The sequence below is a fragment of the Magnetospira thiophila genome, assembly GCF_054657015.1.
Genome location: NZ_BAAHXF010000002.1, coordinates 1259404 through 1280179, shown reverse-complemented (window position 1 = coordinate 1280179; position 20776 = coordinate 1259404). Strand labels below are relative to the sequence as shown.

Here is a 20776-nt window from a genome sequence, read left to right as displayed (position 1 = left end):
GATCTTCCGGTTTGAATTGCAACCTGTCGCGACAGGTTCCCAATGCCGCCACCCGTTGGCGGCATTTGCTTTTGGTGCTTTTCGTCGTTGGAGCAATGGGGGACGCAGCGGCAGCGGAACCGCGCGGCCTGCCGGAGAGCGGTGCGGTCTTTTTGCCCGCCGCGCCCACATTCAAGCCGGATACGCGACTGACCCGGCCCCGGTTGCTGGAGGTGGGACCGTCGCGACGCTACAAGACCCCCAGTGACGCAGCGAAAATTGCCCGGGATGGCGATACGGTGGCCATCGACGCCGGGACCTATGTGGGGGATGTGGCGGTCTGGAAAGCCGACAATCTGACCCTGGTGGGGGTCGGCGGCATGGCGCGCCTGGAGGCGGACGGCAAATCGGCCCAGGGCAAGGCCATTTGGGTCATTCGAGGCAACAATACCACCGTCGAGCATATCGGTTTTTTCAAGGCCACGGTGAGGGACCGCAACGGGGCGGGAATCCGTCAGGAAGGGGCCAACCTGACGGTCCGCCACTGTCTGTTTCGGGATAACGAAAACGGTATCCTGGCCGGCGACAATCCAGACAGCGACATCCTGGTCGAGTTCAGCGAGTTCGACCACAACGGCTTCGGCCGGGGCTATACCCACAACATCTATATCAACAAGGTGCGGCGGTTCACCCTGCGCGGCAGTTACAGTCATCGCGCCAGGGTCGGTCATGCGGTCAAAAGCCGGGCCTTGACCACTGTGATCGCCTACAACCGTCTGGCCGATGGGGCCGACGGCAATTCCAGCTATCTGCTCGACCTGCCCAACGGCGGCACGGCGCTGGTGATGGGCAATGAATTTCAGCAGGGGCCAAAGGCGGTGAACCAGACCGCCGTGAGCTTTGCCGCCGAACGCCGCCCCAACCCGGAACAGAATCTGATGATGGTCAATAATACCCTGGTGAATCAGCGGACCAGGGGCGTCTTTATCCAGAATCACGGCACCCAGGCGGCCTATCTGGCCAATAATCTGTTTCTCGGGTCGGGAAAAATTCTGATCGGTCCCGGCGAGAGCCGCAATAACCTTCAACTGGCCGGGCCGGGCGACGGGGTCGGCTTGGACGATCCGACATTTTTCACGCCTGCCGAGGGACGCAACGGGGGAGTCTTGTTGGGGCAGCGGGCAGGGTGGTCGCTGGACCCGATAGAGGAATATGCGCATCCCCTTCATATTCAGACGCGACCCCGGCGGGGGCGTCTGGATGTGGGAGCCCATGAAATAGAATGAATTTTTCCCGTGGAAGGGGCTGCGAACCCTGGGAGAAGCAGAATCACCATGCTAGGATGACCCACCCTTAGCTTGGTCAGAGAGAGTCCATGTTGAATTCCCAGGAACGGATTGCCGCCGTTCTACCCCCGGATACGCCGCCGTTATTGGCGGTGGTTGTGGATACGGAGGAGGAGTTCGATTGGACCCGGCCCTTTGACCGCGAAAATACCGGGGTCACGGCCATGCGTCACCAGGAACGGGCGATCCGGATTTTTGAGAAATACGGGTTGCGACCGACTTTCGTGGTCGATTATCCGGTGGCCAGCCAACCCGAAGGGGCGGCCCCCCTCAAGGAATTTTATCAGTCCGGCCTGTGTGAGATCGGGGCTCATCTGCAACCCTGGGTCAATCCGCCCCATGATGAAAAAGTCAATGAATTCACCTCATTTCCAGGCAATCTGGCACCGCACTTGGAGCGCGAAAAGCTGAGGCATCTGACCGAGGCCCTCGACCGGGCCTTCGGCTTCAAGCCGGTTGTTTACAAGGCGGGGCGTTACGGGGTCGGCCCCGCGACGCCGGGCATTCTGGCCGAGTTGGGCTATCAGATTGATGCCAGCGTCGTCCCGTTGACCAACTTCAAGCCCAAGGGCGGACCTGATTTTTCGGCCTGTCCGATCAATCCCTACTGGTTCGGACCGCAGGGCGCGCTGTTCGAGGTGCCGTTGACCGTGGGCTATGCAGGGCTGCTCGGGGAGCGCGGGCACAATCTGTATCAACGGGCCGCGACACCGCTGGGCATGGGCTTCCGACTGCCCGGAATTCTGGCCCGGAGCGGTCTGGTCGAACGGATTCGTCTGTCGCCGGAGGGCTATCCGGCGGCGGCGCTCTGCCGATTGCTGCGCGCCATGCTGGCCCAGGGGCATCGGGTGTTCAGTTTTACCTATCATAGCCCATCGTTGGAGCCGGGGCACACGCCATACGTGCGGACAGCCGCCGACCTGACGGTTTTTCTCGATCGCTTCCGGCAGGTATTCGAACTGTTTTTCGGCGAAATGGGGGGGCGGCCCGCAACCTTGACGGAAATCCGCGCCCTGGCCGCCAGCCCGCGCCAGGGGCCAGACGGTAAAGTGTAAAATCGCCTCGAATAGGGGGCTGCAAACTGTCGGGATTCTTGTCACTATGGCCTGCGGCTGGCCTGAGACGGTGGTAATTTATCCATGTTTTATAAATGGTTGATAAAAGTGGTGTGATTTTTGCTTGGTTGTGTGCTAGAGATACTTTGATCTGAATTTTAGTGAGCGGCCCAGATATGAAAACCAAAGATACATCACAGACGCCGAATCCCGAAATTGGGACCGAACTGACGGATGCGGAGGGTCTTCCTCGGATGGACGCTGGTTCGAAACTGAACCTGCGCCGCCGCTTTCTGACCGGGGGCGGGGCCTTGATCTCCGCGCCGGTGGTGATGAGTCTGGCCAGCCGGTCGGCGTTTGCCGAGGTTTGTACCCCGTCGGCCTATGCCTCGACCCTGGCCGATGTGACTCGGTCGGGCACGCGGAATGAGAGCTGCTCCGGGCTGTCGCCGGGCGGCTGGAAGAATCCGCAGTGCAAGGCCAGAAACGCGGCCACCCAGACCTGGGGCAAATGGTCCTTCTCGGCCACCTTTGGGGGCGTGTGGAAGGGCGGGAATGGTTCCTGGAATGCCGACAAAACCTTCTGTGAAGTTCTGCCGCTGCAAGGCTACGATGACCGCTATCAGTTCGGCGCGCATATTGTCGCGGCCTATCTGAATGCCAGCGGTCTGGAAGCCGGTGTGGAATACGTGATGACCCAGGCCCAGGTGGCCGACATGGGACGGCAGATCGTGCTCAACGGACGCTACGTCAATCCGTCGGCGGGCATCAATTGGGACCCGCAGACCGTGGTTTCCTTCATTCAGATGACCTTCCATTGATCTTTTCAATCGGGGCGGCGGGTTGACGGTCGCCCCGTTCCTTTGCCTGTGGGATGCCGACGATGCCAGGCCCGGACACGCCGTCACAAGTTGCCGTGCGGCTGATGGGCCGGTTATCCTGGAAACGCTGGGAGGATGAAGTGGTCGTCTATGACGACGCCTCCGGCCATACCCATCTTCTCGAAGCCAATGCCGCCGAAGCGCTGACCTGTCTCGAACAGATGGGGGGTCTGTGTCGGCGCGCCGATTTTGCCCGTCAACTGGCGGAAAGACTGGCCGTCCAGGACGACGAGCAGGAAGACTTCGAGGGCTGGCTGGAGGCCGTGCTGGCCCGCTTCCGGCGCATGGATCTGCTGGTGCTGGAGCTCAATCCATGAGGCTGTCCGATCTTTCCCATGCGGAGCTGGTGCGCCGGATGGCAGGCGACGGTCTGCCCCTACGGACCGGGCCATTCATCATGCGCCTGCGCTCCTCCCTGTCGTTGATCCACGACGGGGTGGCGACCCTCTATGCGGATTATCCGGTGGAGGACGACGACGGATTTGCCGATTTCCATATCACCGTGCAACCCGTGCCGGGCATCCGCCACTGGATTCGGCCCCAGGTGGCCTTTTCCTTCGACGGCTGGTCGCCCTTCAATACCCTGCCTCAGGCGCAGGCCCTGCCATTGCTGGAATGGGGGCTGAACTGGTGCGCCAACCTGCAAGGCAATCATTTCCTGATTCTGCATGCCGCCGCCATTGAGCGCAACGGCCGGGTGGCCATCCTGCCCGCCCCGCCCGGCTCGGGAAAGAGCACCCTCTGTGCCGCCCTGGTGCATCGGGGCTGGCGGCTGTTTTCCGATGAACTGGCGTTGATTTCGCTACAGGATGGGTCCCTGAGCCCCCTGGTGCGGCCGGTCAGCCTGAAAAACAAGTCCATCGACATCATCCGCGCCTTCGCCCCGCAAAGCGTATTTTCCGATCCGGTCCACGACACCGGCAAGGGCACGGTGGCCTTGATGAAAGCGCCCACCGACAGCGTGATGCGCAAGCAGGATCGGGCCATGCCAGCCTGGGTGATCTTTCCGCGCTACGAAGCGGGGGCCACGGCCCAACTGAGCCCGCGCTCCAAAGGACAGACCTGCATCGAGGTGGGGACCAACGCGATCAATTACAGTACCTTGGGTCAGCAAGGCTTTACGGCGTTAACCCAACTCATCGACCGTGCCGATTGCTACGATTTCGTCTATGGTGACCTGGACGACGCCGAACGCACTTTCGCCGCCCTGGCATCATGACCTTGGGGATCAGATGACGACTGCGGACAATCCGCTTTTCGCGCTCATGCGCCAGCCCGAACGGGCCGCCGACCTGTCCCTGGCGGCGTGGGACCCGGTGATCCGTCTGGCCCGCCGCGCCGATGTGCTGGCCCGGCTTTGTGCGCTGATCGAGGCGGCGGGTGTGCTCGACCGGGTGCCGGAACGGCCGCGATTGCATCTGACCAATGACCGGGTGATGGCGGAAAAACAGGCCCGCGACGTGCGTTTCGAATTGCGCAAGATCATGGAGGCCCTGGACGACGAGCAGATTCCGCCGATTCTGCTGAAGGGAGCGGCCTATGTGGCGGCCGGGTTGCCGGCGGCGCGGGGCCGGAAATTCACCGATATCGACTTTCTGGTCCGCAAGGAACTGCTGGGTACGACGGAATCCGCCCTGTTCAAGGCCGGGTGGGTGCATGGCAAGCTGCACCCCTATGACGAGAAATATTACCGCACCTGGATGCACCAGATTCCGCCGGTGACCCATCTTCGACGCAAATCCATGCTCGATGTGCATCACACCATTCTGCCGGAAACGGCACGGGTCGATATTGTCGCCCGCAAGCTGCGCGATCAGGCGGTGCCGGTTGCCGATTGGCCGGGGGTATGGATGCTGGCTCCCAAGGACATGCTGCTGCACAGCGCCGTGCACCTGTTTTCCGAGGGCGACTTCGAACGGGCGGTGCGCGATCTGTCCGACATGGATCTGCTGCTGCGCCACTTTGGGACGGAGCCGGGATTCTGGGAGGGATTGGTGCCACGGGCCGAGGAACTGGACCTGCGCCGACCCCTTTACTACGCCTTGACCCACCTGATTCGGCTGCTGCATACACCGGTGCCCGAGGCGGTGCTTGAACAGGCCCAGGCGGGGCGACCGGGGCCGGTGTTGCGTCCGCTGATGGCGGTGCTGTTCGATCAGGCCCTGCGGCCGCCCCACGAGTTGTGTCGCGGCCCCTGGACTGGCCTCGCCCTGAGCGCTCTTTACGTGCGGGCTCATCATCTCAGGATGCCGCCGCATTTGCTGATTCCACATTTGCTGCGCAAGACCCTGCGCTGGGTCTTCCCACCCTCGGAGGAGCCGGGCGGCATACTTTGAGGTCGAACGGACGGGCGACATCTGGCATTGTGACGCTGATAAGCAATGGCGGGAGAGCAGGGCGTGCACCTTCAAGAGACCCTTGGCGCGGTCTACGGTGGTTTGGGCACCGTTGGATATCTTCTCAGTGCCATTGCCTTTCTGGGACTCATGGTGCTGGTCGGGGTCAGCCGCGCCGAGTGGCGGCGCAAGGGACTGCTGGCTCTGGCCTGTGGAGTCACCGCCGGTTGGGCGGCCATGGTCGCCTACGGGCTGTTCAACAGTTCCTCGTCGTTATTGCCCTTCACCACCGAGATTCTGCGCGACCTGGGGTGGCTGTTCTTTCTCGGCCAGTTGCTGCGGGTCCACAAGCATGGAGATCGGGGACATCGGTTCACGCTGATGGTGTTTTTCATCGCCGGGGTGGCCGCAGTGGTGCCCATATTCCTGTATCATGCCATGGTGCTGACGGAGATGTTTCCGGCGCTGCAACAGCATTATGCCCTGGTTTCCCGGGTGGCCCACGTGGCGCTGCCGGTGTTGGGGCTGCTGCTGGTGGAAAATCTCTATCGCAACGCCGACGAGGAGGGGCGCTGGGCGGTCAAGCATCTGTGCTTCGGTCTGGCCACCTTGTTCGGCTACGATTTCTTTCTATACGCCGATGCGACCCTGTTCCAGCGCCTCGACAGCAATCTGTACCTGGCGCGCGGGTTTGTAGATGCGTTCGCGGTGCCGCTGATTGGTATTTCGGTGGGGCGGATCAAGGACTGGAAGGTGGAAATTCACCTGTCCCGGCGGGTGGTCTTTCATTCGGCGGCGCTGGTCGGCTCCGGTCTTTATTTGCTGCTGATGGCGGGCGTCGGCTATCTGGTGCGCTATGTGGAACAGAGCTGGGGGCCGATGCTCCAGATCGTGTTTCTCATCGGAGCGCTGCTGATCACCCTGCTGCTGTTTTCCTCCGGTGCTGTCCGGGCTCGGGTGCGGGTCTGGATCAGCAAGCATTTTTTCCAATATACCCACGACTACCGGGAAGTCTGGCTGCGCTTTACCCATACGGTGTCGGACGATACGGAGGGCAGCAATCTGCATGGGCGGATCATCCGCGCTGTGGCCGATATCGTCGATTGCACGGCCAGCGGCATCTGGGTGTATCGGGAAAACGACAATGCCTTCCTGCCCACGGCCCGTTGGCACATGAAGGGGCCGCTGGCCGGAGAGGAATTCCCCGGGCTGTCCGCCGATGCGCCGATGATCGACTATTTGCGGGAAACCAAGTGGGTGGTGGACCTCTCAGACTATCGCGCCGATCCGGGCAGTTATGACGGTCTGGAGCCCCCCGACTGGCTGTTGCAGCATCCGCGCGCCCAGATTGTCCTGCCGCTGTTCCATCGCGAGGCGCTGTGGGCCTTCCTGGTTCTTGGGGTGCCGCGGGCCGAACTGAAGCTGGACTGGGAAACCTTGGATCTGTTGAAGACCGTGGGACGGCAGGCGGCGGGATATCTGGCCGAGGAGCATGCGATCAGCGCCCTGTCCGACGCCCGGCGGCTGGAGGCTTTCAACCGGCGTTCGGCGTTCATCGTTCACGATATCAAGAATCTGGTCAGCCAGATGTCGCTGATGCTACAGAATGCCGAAAAACACGGGCATGATCCGGAATTCCAGAAGGACATGCAGATGACCGTGCGCAATTCGGTGGTCCGTATGAAGGAATTGCTGGCCCAGTTCAAGGCGGGCAACGCGGCGGAAGAGGCCGACGAGGGAACAACGGCGGTGAGGGAGTTGGCCGCCCCGGAGGCCGACCGACTGCCGCTCAACGATGTGCTGAACCGGGTCGCCTGCCATTGGCGGAAGCAGAAGCCGGACCTTCATCTGGATCTGGATTTATCGGTGGATCGTTTGATCCCGGTGGAAAAAATGACGGCGGCGCTGAATCATTTGCTGCAAAATGCCCTGGAGGCGGCGGGAGAGACAGGGCATGTGTCCTTGAGTTCGCGCCGGACGGGCGGGCAGGTGGTGGTCGAGGTGGCCGACGATGGACCGGGCATGGACCCGGCATTCGTGCGAGAAAAATTATTTCGACCCCTGGAGACGGCGAAGGATGCAGGGTATGGTTTGGGGGCCTTTCAGACTCGTCAGATGGTGACCGAGATGGGCGGACGTTTGGAAGTGGTGACGGCACCGGGCCACGGCACAAAAATGCAGATGATCCTCCCCGCCTCCTGACCGGGGTGAGAGGAAGGACACGGAGACTTGGGAGATGGCATGGTCGCGAAATACAAGGCGATGATCGTCGAAGACGACGATGGGCTGCGCAGCCAGATGCGCTGGGCCCTGGCCGATGACGAGGATTTTGAAGTTCTGGTGGCCGGCAACCGCAAGGACGCCATGACCACCCTGCGCAAAGAGGAACCTTCCATCGTGGTGCTGGATCTGGGGCTGCCGCCGGACCCCAACGGGGCCAGCGAGGGTTTGGCGACGCTGGAGGAAATCCTCACCTTCCGCCCGTTGACCAAGGTCATCATCGCCAGCGGCAACGAGGACCGCAACAACGCCCTCAAGGCGGTGAGTCTGGGGGCCTACGATTTCTACCCCAAGCCGGTGGATATTGACGAATTGCGCATGATCATGCGGCGTGCCCAGTATCTGTATGACCTGGAACGGGAAAACCAACGCTTTGCCAACGAACGCAAGGACACGCCCCTGGGCGGGGTGATCGCCGGGAGTCCCGAGATGCTCGAAGCCTGTCAGATGGTCGAGCGTCTGGCACCGTCCGATGTATCTGTGCTGATCATGGGCGAGAGCGGGACTGGCAAGGACCTGATGGCCCGCGCCCTGCACGAGTTGAGCCCGCGCCGCAAAGGCCCCTATATCGCCATCAACTGTGCCGCCATTCCCGAGCACCTGTTGGAAAGCGAGCTGTTCGGCTACGAGAAGGGGGCCTTCACGGGGGCGCACAAACAGACCATCGGCAAGGTGGAGGCGGCCAACAAGGGCACCCTGTTTCTCGATGAAATCGGGGATATGCCCCTGAACCTGCAATCCAAGATGCTGCGTTTCCTGCAAAACCGGGTGATCGACCGCATCGGGGGACGCACCGAGATCAAGGTCGACGTGCGGGTTGTTTCAGCAACCAACCAGCCCATGCGGGAAATGATCGCCGATGGGCGATTCCGCGAGGACCTCTATTACCGATTGGACGAGGTCAACGTCACCATCCCGGCCCTGCGCGACCGCAGCGGCGACAAGGAGGTGCTGGCCAAATTCTTCCTCGACAAGTTCGCCAAGGAGTTGGACCGTCCGGTCAAGGGGTTCACCAGCGGCGCGCTGGCGGCCATCAGTTCCTACGACTGGCCGGGCAACGTGCGCGAGTTGGAAAACCGGGTCAAGCGGGCGGTGGTGCTGGCCGATGCCAAATTGATCACCGAGCAGGATCTGAACCTGGAAGTGAGCGAGTCCACCACCGGCTTCCCGACCCTCAAGGACGTTCGGGAAAAGGCCGAATACAATCTGGTCATGCAGGCCCTGGAACTGAACGACAACAATGTCTCTGCGGCGGCCAAGCTGCTCGGCGTGAGCCGTCCCACCCTGTATGGCCTGATGAAGACCCTGAACATTAAAACGTAACGTTATTTCCGCCTTTTACCGGCCCCCAACTTTCGGTACCCTGCCGACCAATCAAGGGGCGCTCGATGCGAGGGGCGCTCGACGAAACGGGTACCACACAAGAGGAAGCGCGACCCATGAAGGTTCTTATTACCGGCAGCGCCGGGTTCATCGGCAGTTTTGTGGCCATGCGGCTGCTCGAACGTGGCGATCATGTGGTCGGCATCGACAATCTGAACGACTATTACGACGTGAACCTCAAGAAGGCCCGGGAGGCGCAGTTTGCCGATCACCCCCATTTCACGTCCTCGCGCATCAGCATCGAGGACCGGGAAGCCATGGCCGCCCTTTTCGCGGCGGAAAAGCCGGACCGGGTGATCAATCTGGCGGCCCAGGCCGGGGTGCGCTACAGCATCGAGAATCCGTCGGCCTATGTGGATACCAACATCGTTGGTTTCGCCAACATCCTCGAAGGCTGTCGCGCCGCCAAGGTCGAACATCTGGTTTATGCCTCGTCCAGCTCGGTCTATGGCACCAACACGCGGATGCCGTTTTCGGTGCATGACCGGGTCGATCATCCGATCAGCCTCTATGCGGCGAGCAAGAAGGCCAACGAGGTGATGGCCCATACCTACAGCCACCTGTTCGGCATTCCGTCCACCGGCCTGCGGTTCTTTACGGTTTACGGCCCCTGGGGCCGGCCGGACATGGCGCTGTTCAATTTCGCCCAGGCGATCATCGAGGGTCGTCCGATCAACGTGTTCAACCACGGCCAGATGCAGCGCGATTTCACCTATGTGGACGATATCGTGGACGGGGTGATTCGCGTGCTCGACACCGTGCCGACGGCAGACCCGGCGGCTGGCGGCGACGAGCCGGACCCGTCGCGCAGCGTCACCGCGCCCTTCCGCATTTACAATATCGGCAACAACAAGCCGGTCGAATTGATGAAATATATCGAACTGCTGGAACAGAACCTGGGCCGGGTGGCGGAGAAAAACATGTTGCCCATGCAGCCCGGTGACGTGGCTGCGACCTGGGCCGATGTGGACGATCTGGTGGCCGATGTGGGTTATCGCCCCGATACCTCGGTGGAAGAGGGCGTGGCCCGCTTCGTCGCCTGGTTCAAAGACTATTATGGGGTCAAATAAGTGGGCCATAATCGGCGCATTTCCGTCATCGGCCTGGGCTATGTGGGGCTGCCGGTGGCGGTGGCCTTCGGGCGCTCCGCCGGGCCAGTGGTGGCTTTCGATATCAATCCGCACCGGGTGGCGGAATTGCGCGGCGGTTCCGATTCTACCGGCGAAGTGGAAGCCGAGGACCTGCGCGCCGCCGATCTGTTGCTAACCGACAATCCGGTTGATCTACGGCAGGCCGACTTCCATATCGTCGCCGTGCCGACACCGATCACCGCCGACAAGCGGCCGGATTTGTCGCCGGTGCTCGCCGCCTCGCGGACCATCGGCCAACAGCTCAAGCCGGGTGATGTGGTGGTCTATGAATCCACGGTCTATCCAGGGGTGACCGAGGACGTTTGCGTGCCCATGCTGGAAGCGGAATCAGGCCTGCGTTGTGGGGTCGATTTCACCGTCGGCTATTCCCCCGAGCGCATCAATCCGGGCGACAAGGAGCATCGCTTCGAGACCATCATCAAAGTGGTTTCCGGCCAGGATGCGGCGACCCTGGAAATTGTCGCGGCGGTCTATGGCAGCGTGGTCAAGGCGGGGGTGCATCGCACCGGCAGCATCAAGGCAGCGGAAGCGGCCAAGGTGATCGAGAATACCCAGCGCGATCTCAATATCGCCCTGATGAATGAACTGGCGTTGATCTTTAACCGGCTCGGCATTGATACCCAGGACGTGCTGGCGGCGGCGGGCACCAAATGGAATTTCCTGCCCTTCACCCCCGGCCTGGTGGGCGGGCATTGCATCGGCATCGACCCTTATTACCTGACCTATCGCGCCGAGGCATCGGGCTATATCCCGCAGGTCATCCTGGCCGGGCGGCGGATCAATGACGGCATGGGAGCCTGGATCGCCGATACGACCATCAAGCGCCTGCTGCGGGCTGGGGTCGGATCGGGCGCGGTGGTCACCGTGCTCGGCATGACCTTCAAGCAGGACGTGCCCGATATCCGCAATACCCGGGTGCTGGATATCGTCAAGGACCTCCAGGACGTGGGCTATATGGTGCAGTTGCTCGATCCTCTGGCCGATCCCGAGGAAGTGCGCGAGGAATACGGGCTGACCTTGGCCTCGGAGGCGGATCTGCTGCCTGCCGATGCGGTGATTCTCGCCGTGCCCCATGCCAGCTATGTGGCGCGGGGTTGGGAACTGCTCACCGCGACCCTCAAGAACGGGCGGGGGCTGGTGGTCGATGTGCGGGCCGTTCTGGATCGCAACACACGCCCCGATGGGGTCGATCTCTGGCGCGTATGAGGAAGAGGGCGGGAAGGCGATGACGGATCAGGTGACGGACCTTCTTTTTCTGAGCCAGCGGATTCCCTACCCCCCCGACAAGGGCGATAAGATTCGCTCGTTCAATATCCTGCGCCATCTGGTGGAATGTGGCCGCTATCGGGTGCATCTGGGCTGCTTCATCGACGCCGAGGAGGATTGGGCGCATGTGCCGGTGCTCCGGGAGCTCTGCGCCGACAGCCATTTCGTCCGTCTGGGGTCGAAGCGGGATAAGATTGCCGAATTGCTCCAGGGATTGCTGCGTGGCGAGGCCCTGACCCTGCCCTACTATCGCGATGCGGATATGGCGGGCTGGGTGAACCGTGTGATGGATGAGGTCAAGCCGGCCAACGTGTTCGTCTATTCCTCGGCCATGGCCCAATATGTGCTCGACGCTCCGGCGCGTGGCGCCCGTCTGGTGATGGATTTCGTCGATGTGGATTCCGACAAGTGGCGGCAATATGCCGATACGGTCTCCTGGCCCATGAGCTGGGTCTATCGGCGCGAAAGCCGGACTCTGTTGAGCTTTGACGCCCGGGTAGCCGAGGCCGCCTCGGCCAGTGTCTTTGTTTCGACCCCGGAAGCCGAGTTGTTTCAACAACTGGTTCCCCAGGCGGCGGGAAAGACGTTGGGAATCGCCAATGGCATTGATGCGGCCTATTTTTCACCGGAACATGCCTATCCGGACCCCTATGACGGGATCGGTCCCGCCCTGTGCTTTACCGGGGCCATGGATTACTGGCCCAATGTGGATGCGGTGGGTTGGTTCGCGCAGGAGATTTTCCCGAAAATCCGCAAACGTCATTCCGAGGCGCTGTTCGCCATCGTCGGCGGCAGCCCGACGCCGGAAGTGCGCAAGCTCGGTGAACGGCCCGGTGTCATGGTCACTGGGCGGGTGCCCGACGTGAGGCCCTATATCGCCCATGCGGCGGTGGCCGTGGCCCCCATGCGCATTGCCCGGGGTATCCAGAACAAGGTCCTGGAAGCCATGGCCATGGGCCGCCCGACGGTCACCACGGCCCAGGGGCTGGAAGGAATCGATGCCGGACCCGGACAGCATCTGCTGTTGGCCAATAGCACCCAGGCCATTGCCGAGGCGGTATTGGGGGCCATCCATTCCACCGAGGCTCAGGCCATGGGTGCCGCCGCCCGGGCGCGGGTCATCGAACGCTATAGCTGGTCGGCCAAGCTGGCCCAGTTCGATCAGTTGTTTCAGTAATAGGCCAGTTGATACCAGAGTCGACCCAGCCATTCGTGCAGGGCATAGTCGCTTTGTTGCAGCGCCTTGCCCCGGGGCAGATAATCCGAGGGCTCCGACCAGGACAAAGCTAACATCCCCACCGCCACCGGCGTCACTTCCAGACCCTGCGCTTCGAAGGCCTCGCGGGCCCGCGGCAGGTGCCAGCCGTGACTGACTAAATAGATCCGCGTGATTCCTGCCGCCTGTAACAGGGGCGCGCTGTAGAGCGCGTTTTCAAAGGTGGTGGTCGAGCGGTCCTCTTGCCAACGGGCCGATAAACCGAATCCTTCATTCAGGGCGCGATTCATCAAGGATGCCCGGGACAAGGTGAAGTTTTTAGCCACCCCTCCGGTCACTAGAATCGGCAGATCCTGTTGGCGGGCCAGGACGGCGCCCTGATACAGCCGTTCCAGGGTCAGGCCGCCGATTTCCTCCCGCGGATGCTCGGGCGTGCTTTCATAGACCCCGGCGCTGAGGATGACCACCGCCTGCGGGGTCGCGCCGGAAGGGGCGGGCGCATCCTTTTGCAGGGCGACCAACAGGGGCAACGCCACCACGTTCAGCGATAAAAGATAGAGCAAAAGTCCGCAAACAAAGGATAGTCCGAGATATCGTCTCCGCCACCTCTTGTGGCCCAGAGCCAGCACCAGACCGAGCAGCAGCAGGGTGACCAGCAATCCTGGGGGCATCAGAAGATGGATCAGGAATGTCATCGGCGCACCGCCGGGCGACCGCTCAACCGACCTGACGGCCGATGAACGGGCCGATGAGGTTGGCGACCGGCAGCGGCAGTTTCTGCCATACGGAAATCATCAGCTTGTATTTCGGATTGTTGGGGTTGACGTCGGGCATCGGCTGATCGCCTTTCATGAGGAAATCCAGCACCAGGGGCTGCGGTTCGAATCCCCAATTCTTTTTGAAGGAATAGGGGCCGGTGCCGACTTTGCTGCGTCCGAAATCAAATACTGTGAATCCTTTTTCCACGGCCCGACGCATGACCCGGAAATACATCAGGTCGGCGGCCCCCAGCTTGCGGGCTTCGAAGTCCGCGCCGGTATAATAGGGCATCACCCGATCGCGGAAATAGAAGTTAAGCACGCTCGACAAGGGCTTGCCGTTCAGCCGCACGGTTACGATATCGGCGCAATCGGCGAACTCTTGCATCAGGTTGGCGATATATTTCTTGCCGAAAACCGGCGTGCCCAGGTTGCGCATGCTGGCCGAATAGAGGCTATAGAAATCATTGATCGAGTCATCGACGGTATCGGTCAATTCGGATTTCAGGGCCTTGCGCACCACCGCCCGCTGCTTGCGCGGGATCTGGGTCAGGCAGGCGTCCTCCTCGGCTTCCATGGGGCGGTCGAAGGTGGCGTACAGGCCCTCCTTGCGTTGCCAGCCGGGACGTTCCACCTGCGGATTGCGATATTCGATATAGTCGGCGCTCACGCTGTTCAGCAGCGCCACGGCGGCTTCGTCGAGGACTTTGCGCGCCTCTTCATCAATCACCGCAGGCGAACCATCGACACAAAAAGCATTGGAAACCAGTCGGTTGCCGAACAGCGGGCTTTTTACATTCACCAGAGGCAACACGCCGCCAATCTCGCCGTCCTCCTTTTCCGCATAGAGGAAATGCCCCCGCTGACGGAAGCTGTCCTCGATCACCCGCTTCCAGCCCGCCTTGTGAAAAAAGGTGGCTTCCGGACAGCTTTCGACGAAGGCGTCCCAGCGCCCGGCGTTGGCGGCGTCCAGTTCCAATACCCGATACATGAGTCCCCCTAGTCTGGCTGGCCCTGGTTTCTGGAAGGAGATTCCGCACCCATGAAGACCCGGTCCATGCGATCCCATTTGAAGTCGGCCAGCAATCGCCGCAGCCGATGTTCCATCCGATGCAGGTTGAGATAGTGACGAAACCTGGATTTGGCCGACAAGCCGTCCATGCGCGGCTGGTCGGGGTCCAATTCCCAGGGATGATAATAAAAAATGCACGGCTGCCGGTCGTCGCGATTGACCCGCCGCATGGCCTGCCGGGACACCGCATAGGGCAATAACCGGAAATAGCCGCCGCCGGAGCAGGGCAGGTTGCGGCTACCCAGACGCAGGGTAGTTAGCGGAATTTCACGGATCTTGGCCGCCGTCGGCTGGAAAGCAAAGCGCGGTGCCTCGGGCATGCCATAGAGGTCATGGGCAATGGGATAAATGGAGGAACTGTAGGCGTAGCCCTCCTCGGCCAGCACATCGAACGCCCAGAGATTATGACGACCGATAGAGAAGGTCGCCGCCCGATAACCGGTCACCCGGGTGCCGCCGACATCCTCCAGCAAAGCCTTGGTGCGGCGGATATCGTCGCGGAACTGCTCGGGAGACTGGTCGGTCACCAGGAAATGCGCCCAGCCGTGGCTGGCCAGTTCGTGTCCCTCGTCGACGATGCGGCGCACCAACTGCGGAAACCGTTCGGCCACCCATCCGAGGGTGAAAAACGTCGCCTTGGTTCCGGTTTCGGCATACAAGTCCAGGGCGCGCACCGTATTGTCCACCACCCGGCTCGGAAAGCCGTCCCAATCTTCCCGCGACACCCGTTTGGCAAAGGCCTGGACCTGGAAATAGTCCTCCACGTCAATGGTCATGGCATTGACGAGAGGGCGTTTGTCGTCCGTGCCCGGTGCCGTGCTCATGTGCCCTTGCGCCTCTTTCCCACTTCATCGTCCAGGGTTCGCAGGTAATCGGAGAAGGTCCTCAGGGCGCGGCGCAGGGCCTTGTCGTGCAAGTCGAGCAGATCCTCGATGGCCTCCACGCGCAGCCGCAATTCCTTCATGGCATGGACTTGTTCACGCAGTGCCTCGGAATCAAGGGACGCGACGTTGGAAACCGTGGCGACGGGCTCGGGCTGTGGTTCCGGGTCCGGTTCGAAGCCGCTGTCGCGTTCCAGTTCCAGGTCCTCGGCCACCTGCTGGACGTCCTCGCCGGTGATCTTGTGCAATTCTTCCAGGCAGCCGAACAGCAACAGTCGCGAACACAGCACGTTGATGCGGCGCGGCACGCCGCCGGTGCGCTCGTAAATGGCCTCGAAAGCGTCTTCGGTAATTTCGGGGTCGTTGTTCCAATCCACCGCATGCAGGCGATGCTGCACATAGGCCTTGGTTTCCTCGGCGTCCACCGGTCCCAGGTGGTAGGAGGCGATGACCCGTTGGCGAAGCTGCTCCAGATCCGGGCTGGCGATGGTGCGGCGGAATTGCGGCTGGCCGACCAGGATGCTCTGCAAGGGGACCTCGTTGCCCACTTGCAGATTGGACAGCATGCGCAATTCTTCCAGCGCGTCGAAGGTCAGGTTCTGGGCCTCATCGACCACCAAAATGGTGCGCTTTCCCTCGCTCAGATTATCGGCCAGGAACCGCTGGATGCGCTCCAGAAGAGCCGGTTTGGTCAGCCCTTCGTGGGGGATGCCGAACACCGAGGCCGTCATGTAAAGGGTGTCGTCGGCGTTGAAGCGGGTGGTGACGATGGTCCCGGTCTTGTAGCGCTCGCTGTCCATGTGGGACATCAGGTGGGCCAACAGGGTGGTTTTCCCGGCCCCCACGTCGCCGGTGATGACGATGAAACCCTCGCCCTGGGTGAGACCGTAGGACAGATAGGCCTTGGCGCGGTTATGAACCGTACTGCCGAAGAAAAAGCGCGGGTCGGGGGTGAGCTGGAACGGTGGTCCCTTGAGCCCGAAGAATTCGACATACATGGGAAATCAGAACTCCTTGCGCAGGCTGACAGAGACCGTGTTTTCCTTGGTCGCGGCAGAACCCTGGGTATTCTGATACAGGCGGGCGTATTGGGCCGAGGCGCTGAGGGTATCGTTCAGATCGTAGCTCAACTTGGCCTGACCGTTGATGGTCTTGCTGGTGCCGCTGCTGCTCGACGAACTGCGGGAGAAATTGCCGTTGAGATTGAGCGACATCTGACGGTTGATCTGCCGGGTCCAGGAGCCGGTCAGGCTGAGACTGCTGTCCGACCCGCCGGAGACGCCACTGAAGGTGCGCTTGGTGATGTTCACCCCGGCATTGAAGGTGCTGCGCCCACGGATGCCGGTGAGCCCGAGATTGAGCGTCTGCGATTTGAACGAGGATTCCACCAGATCCGTTTGCAGGTCGTTGGGATCGACCGACAGGCCCGTGGTGGCGTCGATGATATTGCCGTCGGCATCGGTGGTCAGATTGTTCAGGCTATTGGAAAGGGCAATCTGCTGGGTCGAGAAATCGGCCGTGTAGGCCCCTTTGAGGGTGGTCTGGGGGGACAGCCGATATTGCACGTCGCCGGAAAAGCTCTTGTTGTTGTAGCGCTTGCCGTACTCAATGCCGATGTCGGTCTTGGGGCCGGGGGTCAGGCGCAGGCCCGTGGACCAGAACAGCCCGTTATTGGCCTTGTCGGTGCTGCCCTTGTCCTTGAACTTCTCGAAACCGGTGGTGGCGAGCAGGCTCACGTAGGGCGACAGCCGGTAGGTGGCATTGGCTTCGGTCACATCGCGGCGTGAGGCGAATTGGCCCTGATTCATGGAGACCAGCGTCGTGGCATCGACCTTCCAGGTCAGAACGCTGAAACGACGGCCGCTTTCCAGGCTGGAAAGAATCTCATGGGTCAGGGTATTGCCCAATCCGCCGTCCCCGGTTCCGGTGTCGGTGCCGGTGGCCATGAAACGTGTGCCGTTGAGCCGATAGGTCAGGACCGAATCGGCCCAGCCGTCGTTGCCATGCTTGAACGTCGGGGCCACGGAATAATTGAGGATGCGCGTGCGGTTGGTCGATGTGGTGCGGTCGGTGGCCGTGGTGGTGCCGGACTGCGACACATATTGCTCGCTGAGCGAAGCCCGACCATCCAGCGAGACATAATCGGGCACGATATCGATGTTGCCCAGGCCCAGCAATTCATGACGGAAGCCGTTGAGTTCCCGGTTGCGGGCATAGGTGTCGCGGGAGATGTCGTATCCCACCGTGGCGGCGGACCGGCCACCGGTGCCCTTGAGGCTGATCCCGGCATCAGTGGTGTTGACGAAATCGGTGGCCCGGTTGGTGTTGGAGGAATTGGCGTTGTCGGTAAAGGATTCCTCGGTCGAAACGGTGGTCACGATATCCCAGCGGGCTTCCCCGGGGGCGGGGAGCGTGAGCAGCAGAACGGCGCCGAAGCCGCCCAGCAGCGGCGCGGCAATCCGGGGTGTCGGCATCCGGCTCAGGCCCGGGAAAAGCCTCTCCCGCCTGCCGATTCTCCCTATATCAGACGCCCTTGTCATCCCATCGCCTCAAGACTTCCGCATGCCCTGTTCGTAAAGACGCCCGGTCGCAAAACGCGCCGGACGCCCACGCACTCCTTACCGTGAGGCTCAGAACCAAGCCTGCGGAACGATGATCACGTCGCCGGGAAGCATCTCCACGTTGGCGCTCATGTCGCCTTCCTTCATCAGGTCGTCGAGACGGACCCGGAAACTCTCCTTTTCGTCTCCCTTCTGGCGCACCAGAACGGCCCGATTTCCGGAAGCGAATTCAGTCAAGCCGCCGACCTCGATCAGCACGTCGAGAACCGTCATGCGTTCACGGAAGGGAATGGCTTGCGGCTTGGCGGCCTCGCCGACCACGCGGACCTGCTGATTGAACGGTCCGACGAACCCGGTCACAATGACCGTAACGATGGGGTTCTGTACATATTCGGACAGGACCTTTTCAATGTCCCTGGCCAGTTCGGTGGAGGTCTTGCCCGCCGCCTGGAGATCCTCGATCAACGGCACCGAGATCAGACCATCGGGGCGGACCGGAATGGTGGTCGAAAGCTCCGGATTGCGCCAGACGAAGATCTGCAACATATCGGTCGCGCCGATACGATACATGGGCTGTTCGCCGACTTTTTGCGAAACATCGGGGGCATCATCATAGGGCGAGCAGGAGACCAAGATCAGGCCCACCAGGGCGACCGCTATGTGACGAAGGGCTTTTGTTCCAATGAAATAGCTGCGCACGACATCTGGTCCGGACAGTTGTGAAAACCAGACCGCAGTATTATATAGACGACGGTGGGGCGCAATAGCTACATGTGTCAACCGGGCCATACGTGCCATATTGGTCACAGACTGTTGCCATCGTGCAAAGAATCCGGTGAACTGCGTGAAGATCAACGGCCTTCAGGAAACGTTCGCCATGGGACCGAAAACGATGTTAGATTGCGCGCGCAGTGGCTTCCGGCCAGGATTGGATAAGGTCGGCGTTGGCCGGGTTCCCGAAGTGTAAAGCGATATAATGGATCAAATTCTTTCCTACATTCCTGCAATTTGGCGGCGGCGGTGGCATGTTGTATGGGTCGCCTGGCTGGTCTGCCTCATCGGCTGGCCGATTGTGGCCTTCATTCCCGACAAGTATGAATCGAAGGCGCGAATCGTCGTCGATACGGACAGCATGTTGCGGCCGTTGCTGCAGGGGTTGACCGTCGAGACCAACAATCTGCAACAGATTGAAATCATGCACCGGACGCTTCTCAGCCGCCCGAATCTGGAGAAGGTCATCCGCATGACCGATCTGGATATTGCGGCGAAGAACGACACCGATACGGAAGAGCTGATTCAGGGGTTGCAGGAACACGTCAAGGTCACGGCGCAGCGCACCAATCTGTTTCTGATCACCTACACGGACCCGATCCCGGAAGTCGCCTACAAGGTCGTGCAGGCGTTGATCAGTATTTTCGTCGAGGGCAATCTGGGCAACAGCCGCAAGGAATTGGACTCGGCGCGGCAGTTCATTGACGAACAGGTGCGGATCTACGAAGAGCAGATGACCACCGCCGAACAACGGCTGGCCCGTTTCAAGCAGGCCAATATTGACCTGTTGCCGGGCAGTTCCAACTACTACGATTACTTGAGCTCGGCGCGCGACGAATTGACCAGGCTGCAAGCCGAACTCGCCGATAGCGAAACACGGGTGGGCGAGATCAAGCGTCAATTGGCCGGCGTTCCCGAATATGTGGAATATGATGACAACATCACCGGCGGTGGCCCGCCTTCGGGAACGGCGGCGCGCTTGCTGGACATGCAGCACCGCCTGGATGACTTGTTGCTCAAGTATACCAAAAACCATCCCGACGTGCAGGCCGCCCAGCGCCTGATCGACGATCTGAAAAAGGAACTGGAAGCCGAGCGCGTGGCGGCGGCGACGGGCGGACCGGGGTCCGGCCCGGCCATCGCCAGACGCCCCAACGAGGTCTTCCAGAGCATCAAGATGCAACTGGTCTCGGCTCAGACCGATGTGGCCAGTCTCGAAGCCAAAGTGAAGCGGCAGAAGGAAAAGAAGACCGAGCTTGAGCAAAAGGCCAACATGGTGCCGGAGGTGGAGAGCGAACTGGACCGCCTGACCCGGGATTATGAACTGAGCCGCAAGAACTATGAGGAGTTGCTGTCCCGCAAGGAAGCCGCCATCATGTCTGAAAGTCAGGAAACCAAGGCCGAAAAGGTGCAGTTCCGCATCGTCGAGCCGCCGACCCTGCCGGTCATTCCGACGGGATTGAAGCGCTCCTTGGTGTTGACCGTGGTGCTGGTGGTTGGTTTTGGAGCCGGTTTGGGGCTGGTCGGCCTGTTTGTCAGTCTGCAAACCACCTTCCCCAGCACCCTACGATTGGCCCAGGTGACCGGTCGTCCGGTCCTGGGCATGGTGTCCATGAGCCAGCCCAAGGGAGTCAAATCCCACCGGAATCTGCATCTCATTGCGTTCGTCTCCGCCATCTGGCTGTTGGGAGCGATTTATGTGGGGCTGATGGTTGTTGAGCGGAACGTGGGCTTGGTGAATGCCATCCCCAAGGATTTCAAGGAACAGCTTTTGAACAAGCTTCCCGGGCCGGTAAGCAATATCCTGAAGTGACAGCCAGTCCCGTTCCCGAAGGGGCGG

General features: G+C 61.1%; 18 protein-coding genes. 12 read left to right on the top strand and 6 right to left on the bottom strand.

The genetic code is table 11. The features are described 5' to 3' along the window. The first annotated feature begins 11 nt into the window (after nucleotides 1–11). The 11 genes from ACYQ1P_RS15805 to ACYQ1P_RS15755 all read left to right on the top strand — a co-directional run bounded on the left by ACYQ1P_RS15805 (nucleotide 12) and on the right by ACYQ1P_RS15755 (nucleotide 12854). Entirely contained in the window at nucleotides 12–1265 is a 1254-nt protein-coding gene (locus ACYQ1P_RS15805) for a right-handed parallel beta-helix repeat-containing protein (RefSeq protein ID WP_460021306.1), read from the top strand. Nucleotides 1266–1354: 89 nt separating this feature from the next. Further along, nucleotides 1355–2380: a polysaccharide deacetylase family protein gene (locus tag ACYQ1P_RS15800; RefSeq protein WP_460021305.1), complete on the top strand. Its 1026-nt coding sequence runs from the start codon at nucleotides 1355–1357 to the stop codon at nucleotides 2378–2380. A 254-nt stretch (nucleotides 2381–2634) separates the two neighbouring features. Continuing rightward, complete coding sequence (locus ACYQ1P_RS15795) at nucleotides 2635–3201, top strand: hypothetical protein (protein WP_460021304.1); 567 nt, start codon at nucleotides 2635–2637, stop codon at nucleotides 3199–3201. Between the two features lie 62 nt (nucleotides 3202–3263). Beyond that, nucleotides 3264–3578, top strand: a complete 315-nt coding sequence (locus ACYQ1P_RS15790) for an HPr-rel-A system PqqD family peptide chaperone (protein WP_460021303.1) — start codon at nucleotides 3264–3266, stop codon at nucleotides 3576–3578. Continuing rightward, the gene (locus ACYQ1P_RS15785) at nucleotides 3575–4480 is read left to right on the top strand and encodes an HprK-related kinase A (protein ID WP_460021302.1); all 906 of its coding nucleotides are present in this window, start codon (nucleotides 3575–3577) and stop codon (nucleotides 4478–4480) included. Before ACYQ1P_RS15790 ends, ACYQ1P_RS15785 begins: the two co-directional genes overlap by 4 nt. A gap of 13 nt (nucleotides 4481–4493) precedes the next feature. Next, a complete protein-coding gene (locus ACYQ1P_RS15780) occupies nucleotides 4494–5597 on the top strand; it encodes a nucleotidyltransferase domain-containing protein (RefSeq protein WP_460021301.1) in 1104 nt (367 codons plus the stop codon). Between the two features lie 63 nt (nucleotides 5598–5660). Beyond that, nucleotides 5661–7799 carry an XrtA/PEP-CTERM system histidine kinase PrsK gene (gene prsK, locus ACYQ1P_RS15775; RefSeq protein ID WP_460021300.1) on the top strand — a complete coding sequence of 713 codons (2139 nt, stop codon included), beginning with the start codon at nucleotides 5661–5663 and terminating at the stop codon, nucleotides 7797–7799. 39 nt (nucleotides 7800–7838) lie between these two features. Then, nucleotides 7839–9200 carry a PEP-CTERM-box response regulator transcription factor gene (prsR, locus tag ACYQ1P_RS15770; RefSeq protein ID WP_460021299.1) on the top strand — a complete coding sequence of 454 codons (1362 nt, stop codon included), beginning with the start codon at nucleotides 7839–7841 and terminating at the stop codon, nucleotides 9198–9200. Nucleotides 9201–9316: 116 nt separating this feature from the next. Next, complete coding sequence (locus ACYQ1P_RS15765; protein WP_460021298.1) at nucleotides 9317–10330, top strand: NAD-dependent epimerase; 1014 nt, start codon at nucleotides 9317–9319, stop codon at nucleotides 10328–10330. Continuing rightward, complete coding sequence (locus ACYQ1P_RS15760) at nucleotides 10331–11617, top strand: nucleotide sugar dehydrogenase (protein WP_460021297.1); 1287 nt, start codon at nucleotides 10331–10333, stop codon at nucleotides 11615–11617. It begins immediately after the preceding gene. Between the two features lie 31 nt (nucleotides 11618–11648). Continuing rightward, the gene (locus ACYQ1P_RS15755) at nucleotides 11649–12854 is read left to right on the top strand and encodes a TIGR03087 family PEP-CTERM/XrtA system glycosyltransferase (RefSeq protein WP_460021296.1); all 1206 of its coding nucleotides are present in this window, start codon (nucleotides 11649–11651) and stop codon (nucleotides 12852–12854) included. Here ACYQ1P_RS15755 and ACYQ1P_RS15750 read toward each other — a convergent pair. The 6 genes from ACYQ1P_RS15750 to ACYQ1P_RS15725 form a co-directional block, all read right to left on the bottom strand. Beyond that, nucleotides 12848–13588, bottom strand: a complete 741-nt coding sequence (locus tag ACYQ1P_RS15750; RefSeq protein WP_460021295.1) for a YdcF family protein — start codon at nucleotides 13586–13588, stop codon at nucleotides 12848–12850. The genes ACYQ1P_RS15755 and ACYQ1P_RS15750 overlap by 7 nt on opposite strands. A gap of 22 nt (nucleotides 13589–13610) precedes the next feature. Beyond that, nucleotides 13611–14642, bottom strand: a complete 1032-nt coding sequence (locus tag ACYQ1P_RS15745) for a FemAB family XrtA/PEP-CTERM system-associated protein (protein ID WP_460021294.1) — start codon at nucleotides 14640–14642, stop codon at nucleotides 13611–13613. An 8-nt stretch (nucleotides 14643–14650) separates the two neighbouring features. Further along, nucleotides 14651–15547 carry an XrtA system polysaccharide deacetylase gene (locus tag ACYQ1P_RS15740; protein ID WP_460021293.1) on the bottom strand — a complete coding sequence of 299 codons (897 nt, stop codon included), beginning with the start codon at nucleotides 15545–15547 and terminating at the stop codon, nucleotides 14651–14653. Further along, nucleotides 15544–16602: an XrtA/PEP-CTERM system-associated ATPase gene (locus tag ACYQ1P_RS15735; protein WP_460021292.1), complete on the bottom strand. Its 1059-nt coding sequence runs from the start codon at nucleotides 16600–16602 to the stop codon at nucleotides 15544–15546. Before ACYQ1P_RS15735 ends, ACYQ1P_RS15740 begins: the two co-directional genes overlap by 4 nt. Before the next feature lie 6 nt (nucleotides 16603–16608). Then, nucleotides 16609–18078 carry a TIGR03016 family PEP-CTERM system-associated outer membrane protein gene (locus ACYQ1P_RS15730; protein ID WP_460021291.1) on the bottom strand — a complete coding sequence of 490 codons (1470 nt, stop codon included), beginning with the start codon at nucleotides 18076–18078 and terminating at the stop codon, nucleotides 16609–16611. 156 nt (nucleotides 18079–18234) lie between these two features. Continuing rightward, nucleotides 18235–18864: an XrtA/PEP-CTERM system exopolysaccharide export protein gene (locus ACYQ1P_RS15725; protein ID WP_460021290.1), complete on the bottom strand. Its 630-nt coding sequence runs from the start codon at nucleotides 18862–18864 to the stop codon at nucleotides 18235–18237. 277 nt (nucleotides 18865–19141) lie between these two features. Between ACYQ1P_RS15725 and ACYQ1P_RS15720 the strand changes: the two genes are divergently transcribed. Then, the gene (locus ACYQ1P_RS15720; RefSeq protein ID WP_460021289.1) at nucleotides 19142–20749 is read left to right on the top strand and encodes an XrtA system polysaccharide chain length determinant; all 1608 of its coding nucleotides are present in this window, start codon (nucleotides 19142–19144) and stop codon (nucleotides 20747–20749) included. The last annotated feature ends 27 nt before the right edge of the window (nucleotides 20750–20776 follow it).

Bases quoted from the DNA above. Each gene is read 5' to 3' on its own strand.
- ACYQ1P_RS15750 (WP_460021295.1), bottom strand. From the start codon at position 13,588: ATGACATTCCTGATCCATCTTCTGATGCCCCCAGGATTGCTGGTCACC.
- ACYQ1P_RS15740 (WP_460021293.1), bottom strand. From the start codon at position 15,547: ATGAGCACGGCACCGGGCACGGACGACAAACGCCCTCTCGTCAATGCC.
- ACYQ1P_RS15735 (WP_460021292.1), bottom strand. From the start codon at position 16,602: ATGTATGTCGAATTCTTCGGGCTCAAGGGACCACCGTTCCAGCTCACC.
- ACYQ1P_RS15745 (WP_460021294.1), bottom strand. From the start codon at position 14,642: ATGTATCGGGTATTGGAACTGGACGCCGCCAACGCCGGGCGCTGGGAC.
- ACYQ1P_RS15790 (WP_460021303.1), top strand. From the start codon at position 3,264: ATGCCAGGCCCGGACACGCCGTCACAAGTTGCCGTGCGGCTGATGGGC.
- ACYQ1P_RS15765 (WP_460021298.1), top strand. From the start codon at position 9,317: ATGAAGGTTCTTATTACCGGCAGCGCCGGGTTCATCGGCAGTTTTGTG.
- ACYQ1P_RS15800 (WP_460021305.1), top strand. From the start codon at position 1,355: ATGTTGAATTCCCAGGAACGGATTGCCGCCGTTCTACCCCCGGATACG.
- ACYQ1P_RS15780 (WP_460021301.1), top strand. From the start codon at position 4,494: ATGACGACTGCGGACAATCCGCTTTTCGCGCTCATGCGCCAGCCCGAA.
- ACYQ1P_RS15795 (WP_460021304.1), top strand. From the start codon at position 2,635: ATGGACGCTGGTTCGAAACTGAACCTGCGCCGCCGCTTTCTGACCGGG.
- ACYQ1P_RS15720 (WP_460021289.1), top strand. From the start codon at position 19,142: ATGGATCAAATTCTTTCCTACATTCCTGCAATTTGGCGGCGGCGGTGG.
- ACYQ1P_RS15730 (WP_460021291.1), bottom strand. From the start codon at position 18,078: ATGCCGACACCCCGGATTGCCGCGCCGCTGCTGGGCGGCTTCGGCGCC.
- ACYQ1P_RS15785 (WP_460021302.1), top strand. From the start codon at position 3,575: ATGAGGCTGTCCGATCTTTCCCATGCGGAGCTGGTGCGCCGGATGGCA.
- prsR (WP_460021299.1), top strand. From the start codon at position 7,839: ATGGTCGCGAAATACAAGGCGATGATCGTCGAAGACGACGATGGGCTG.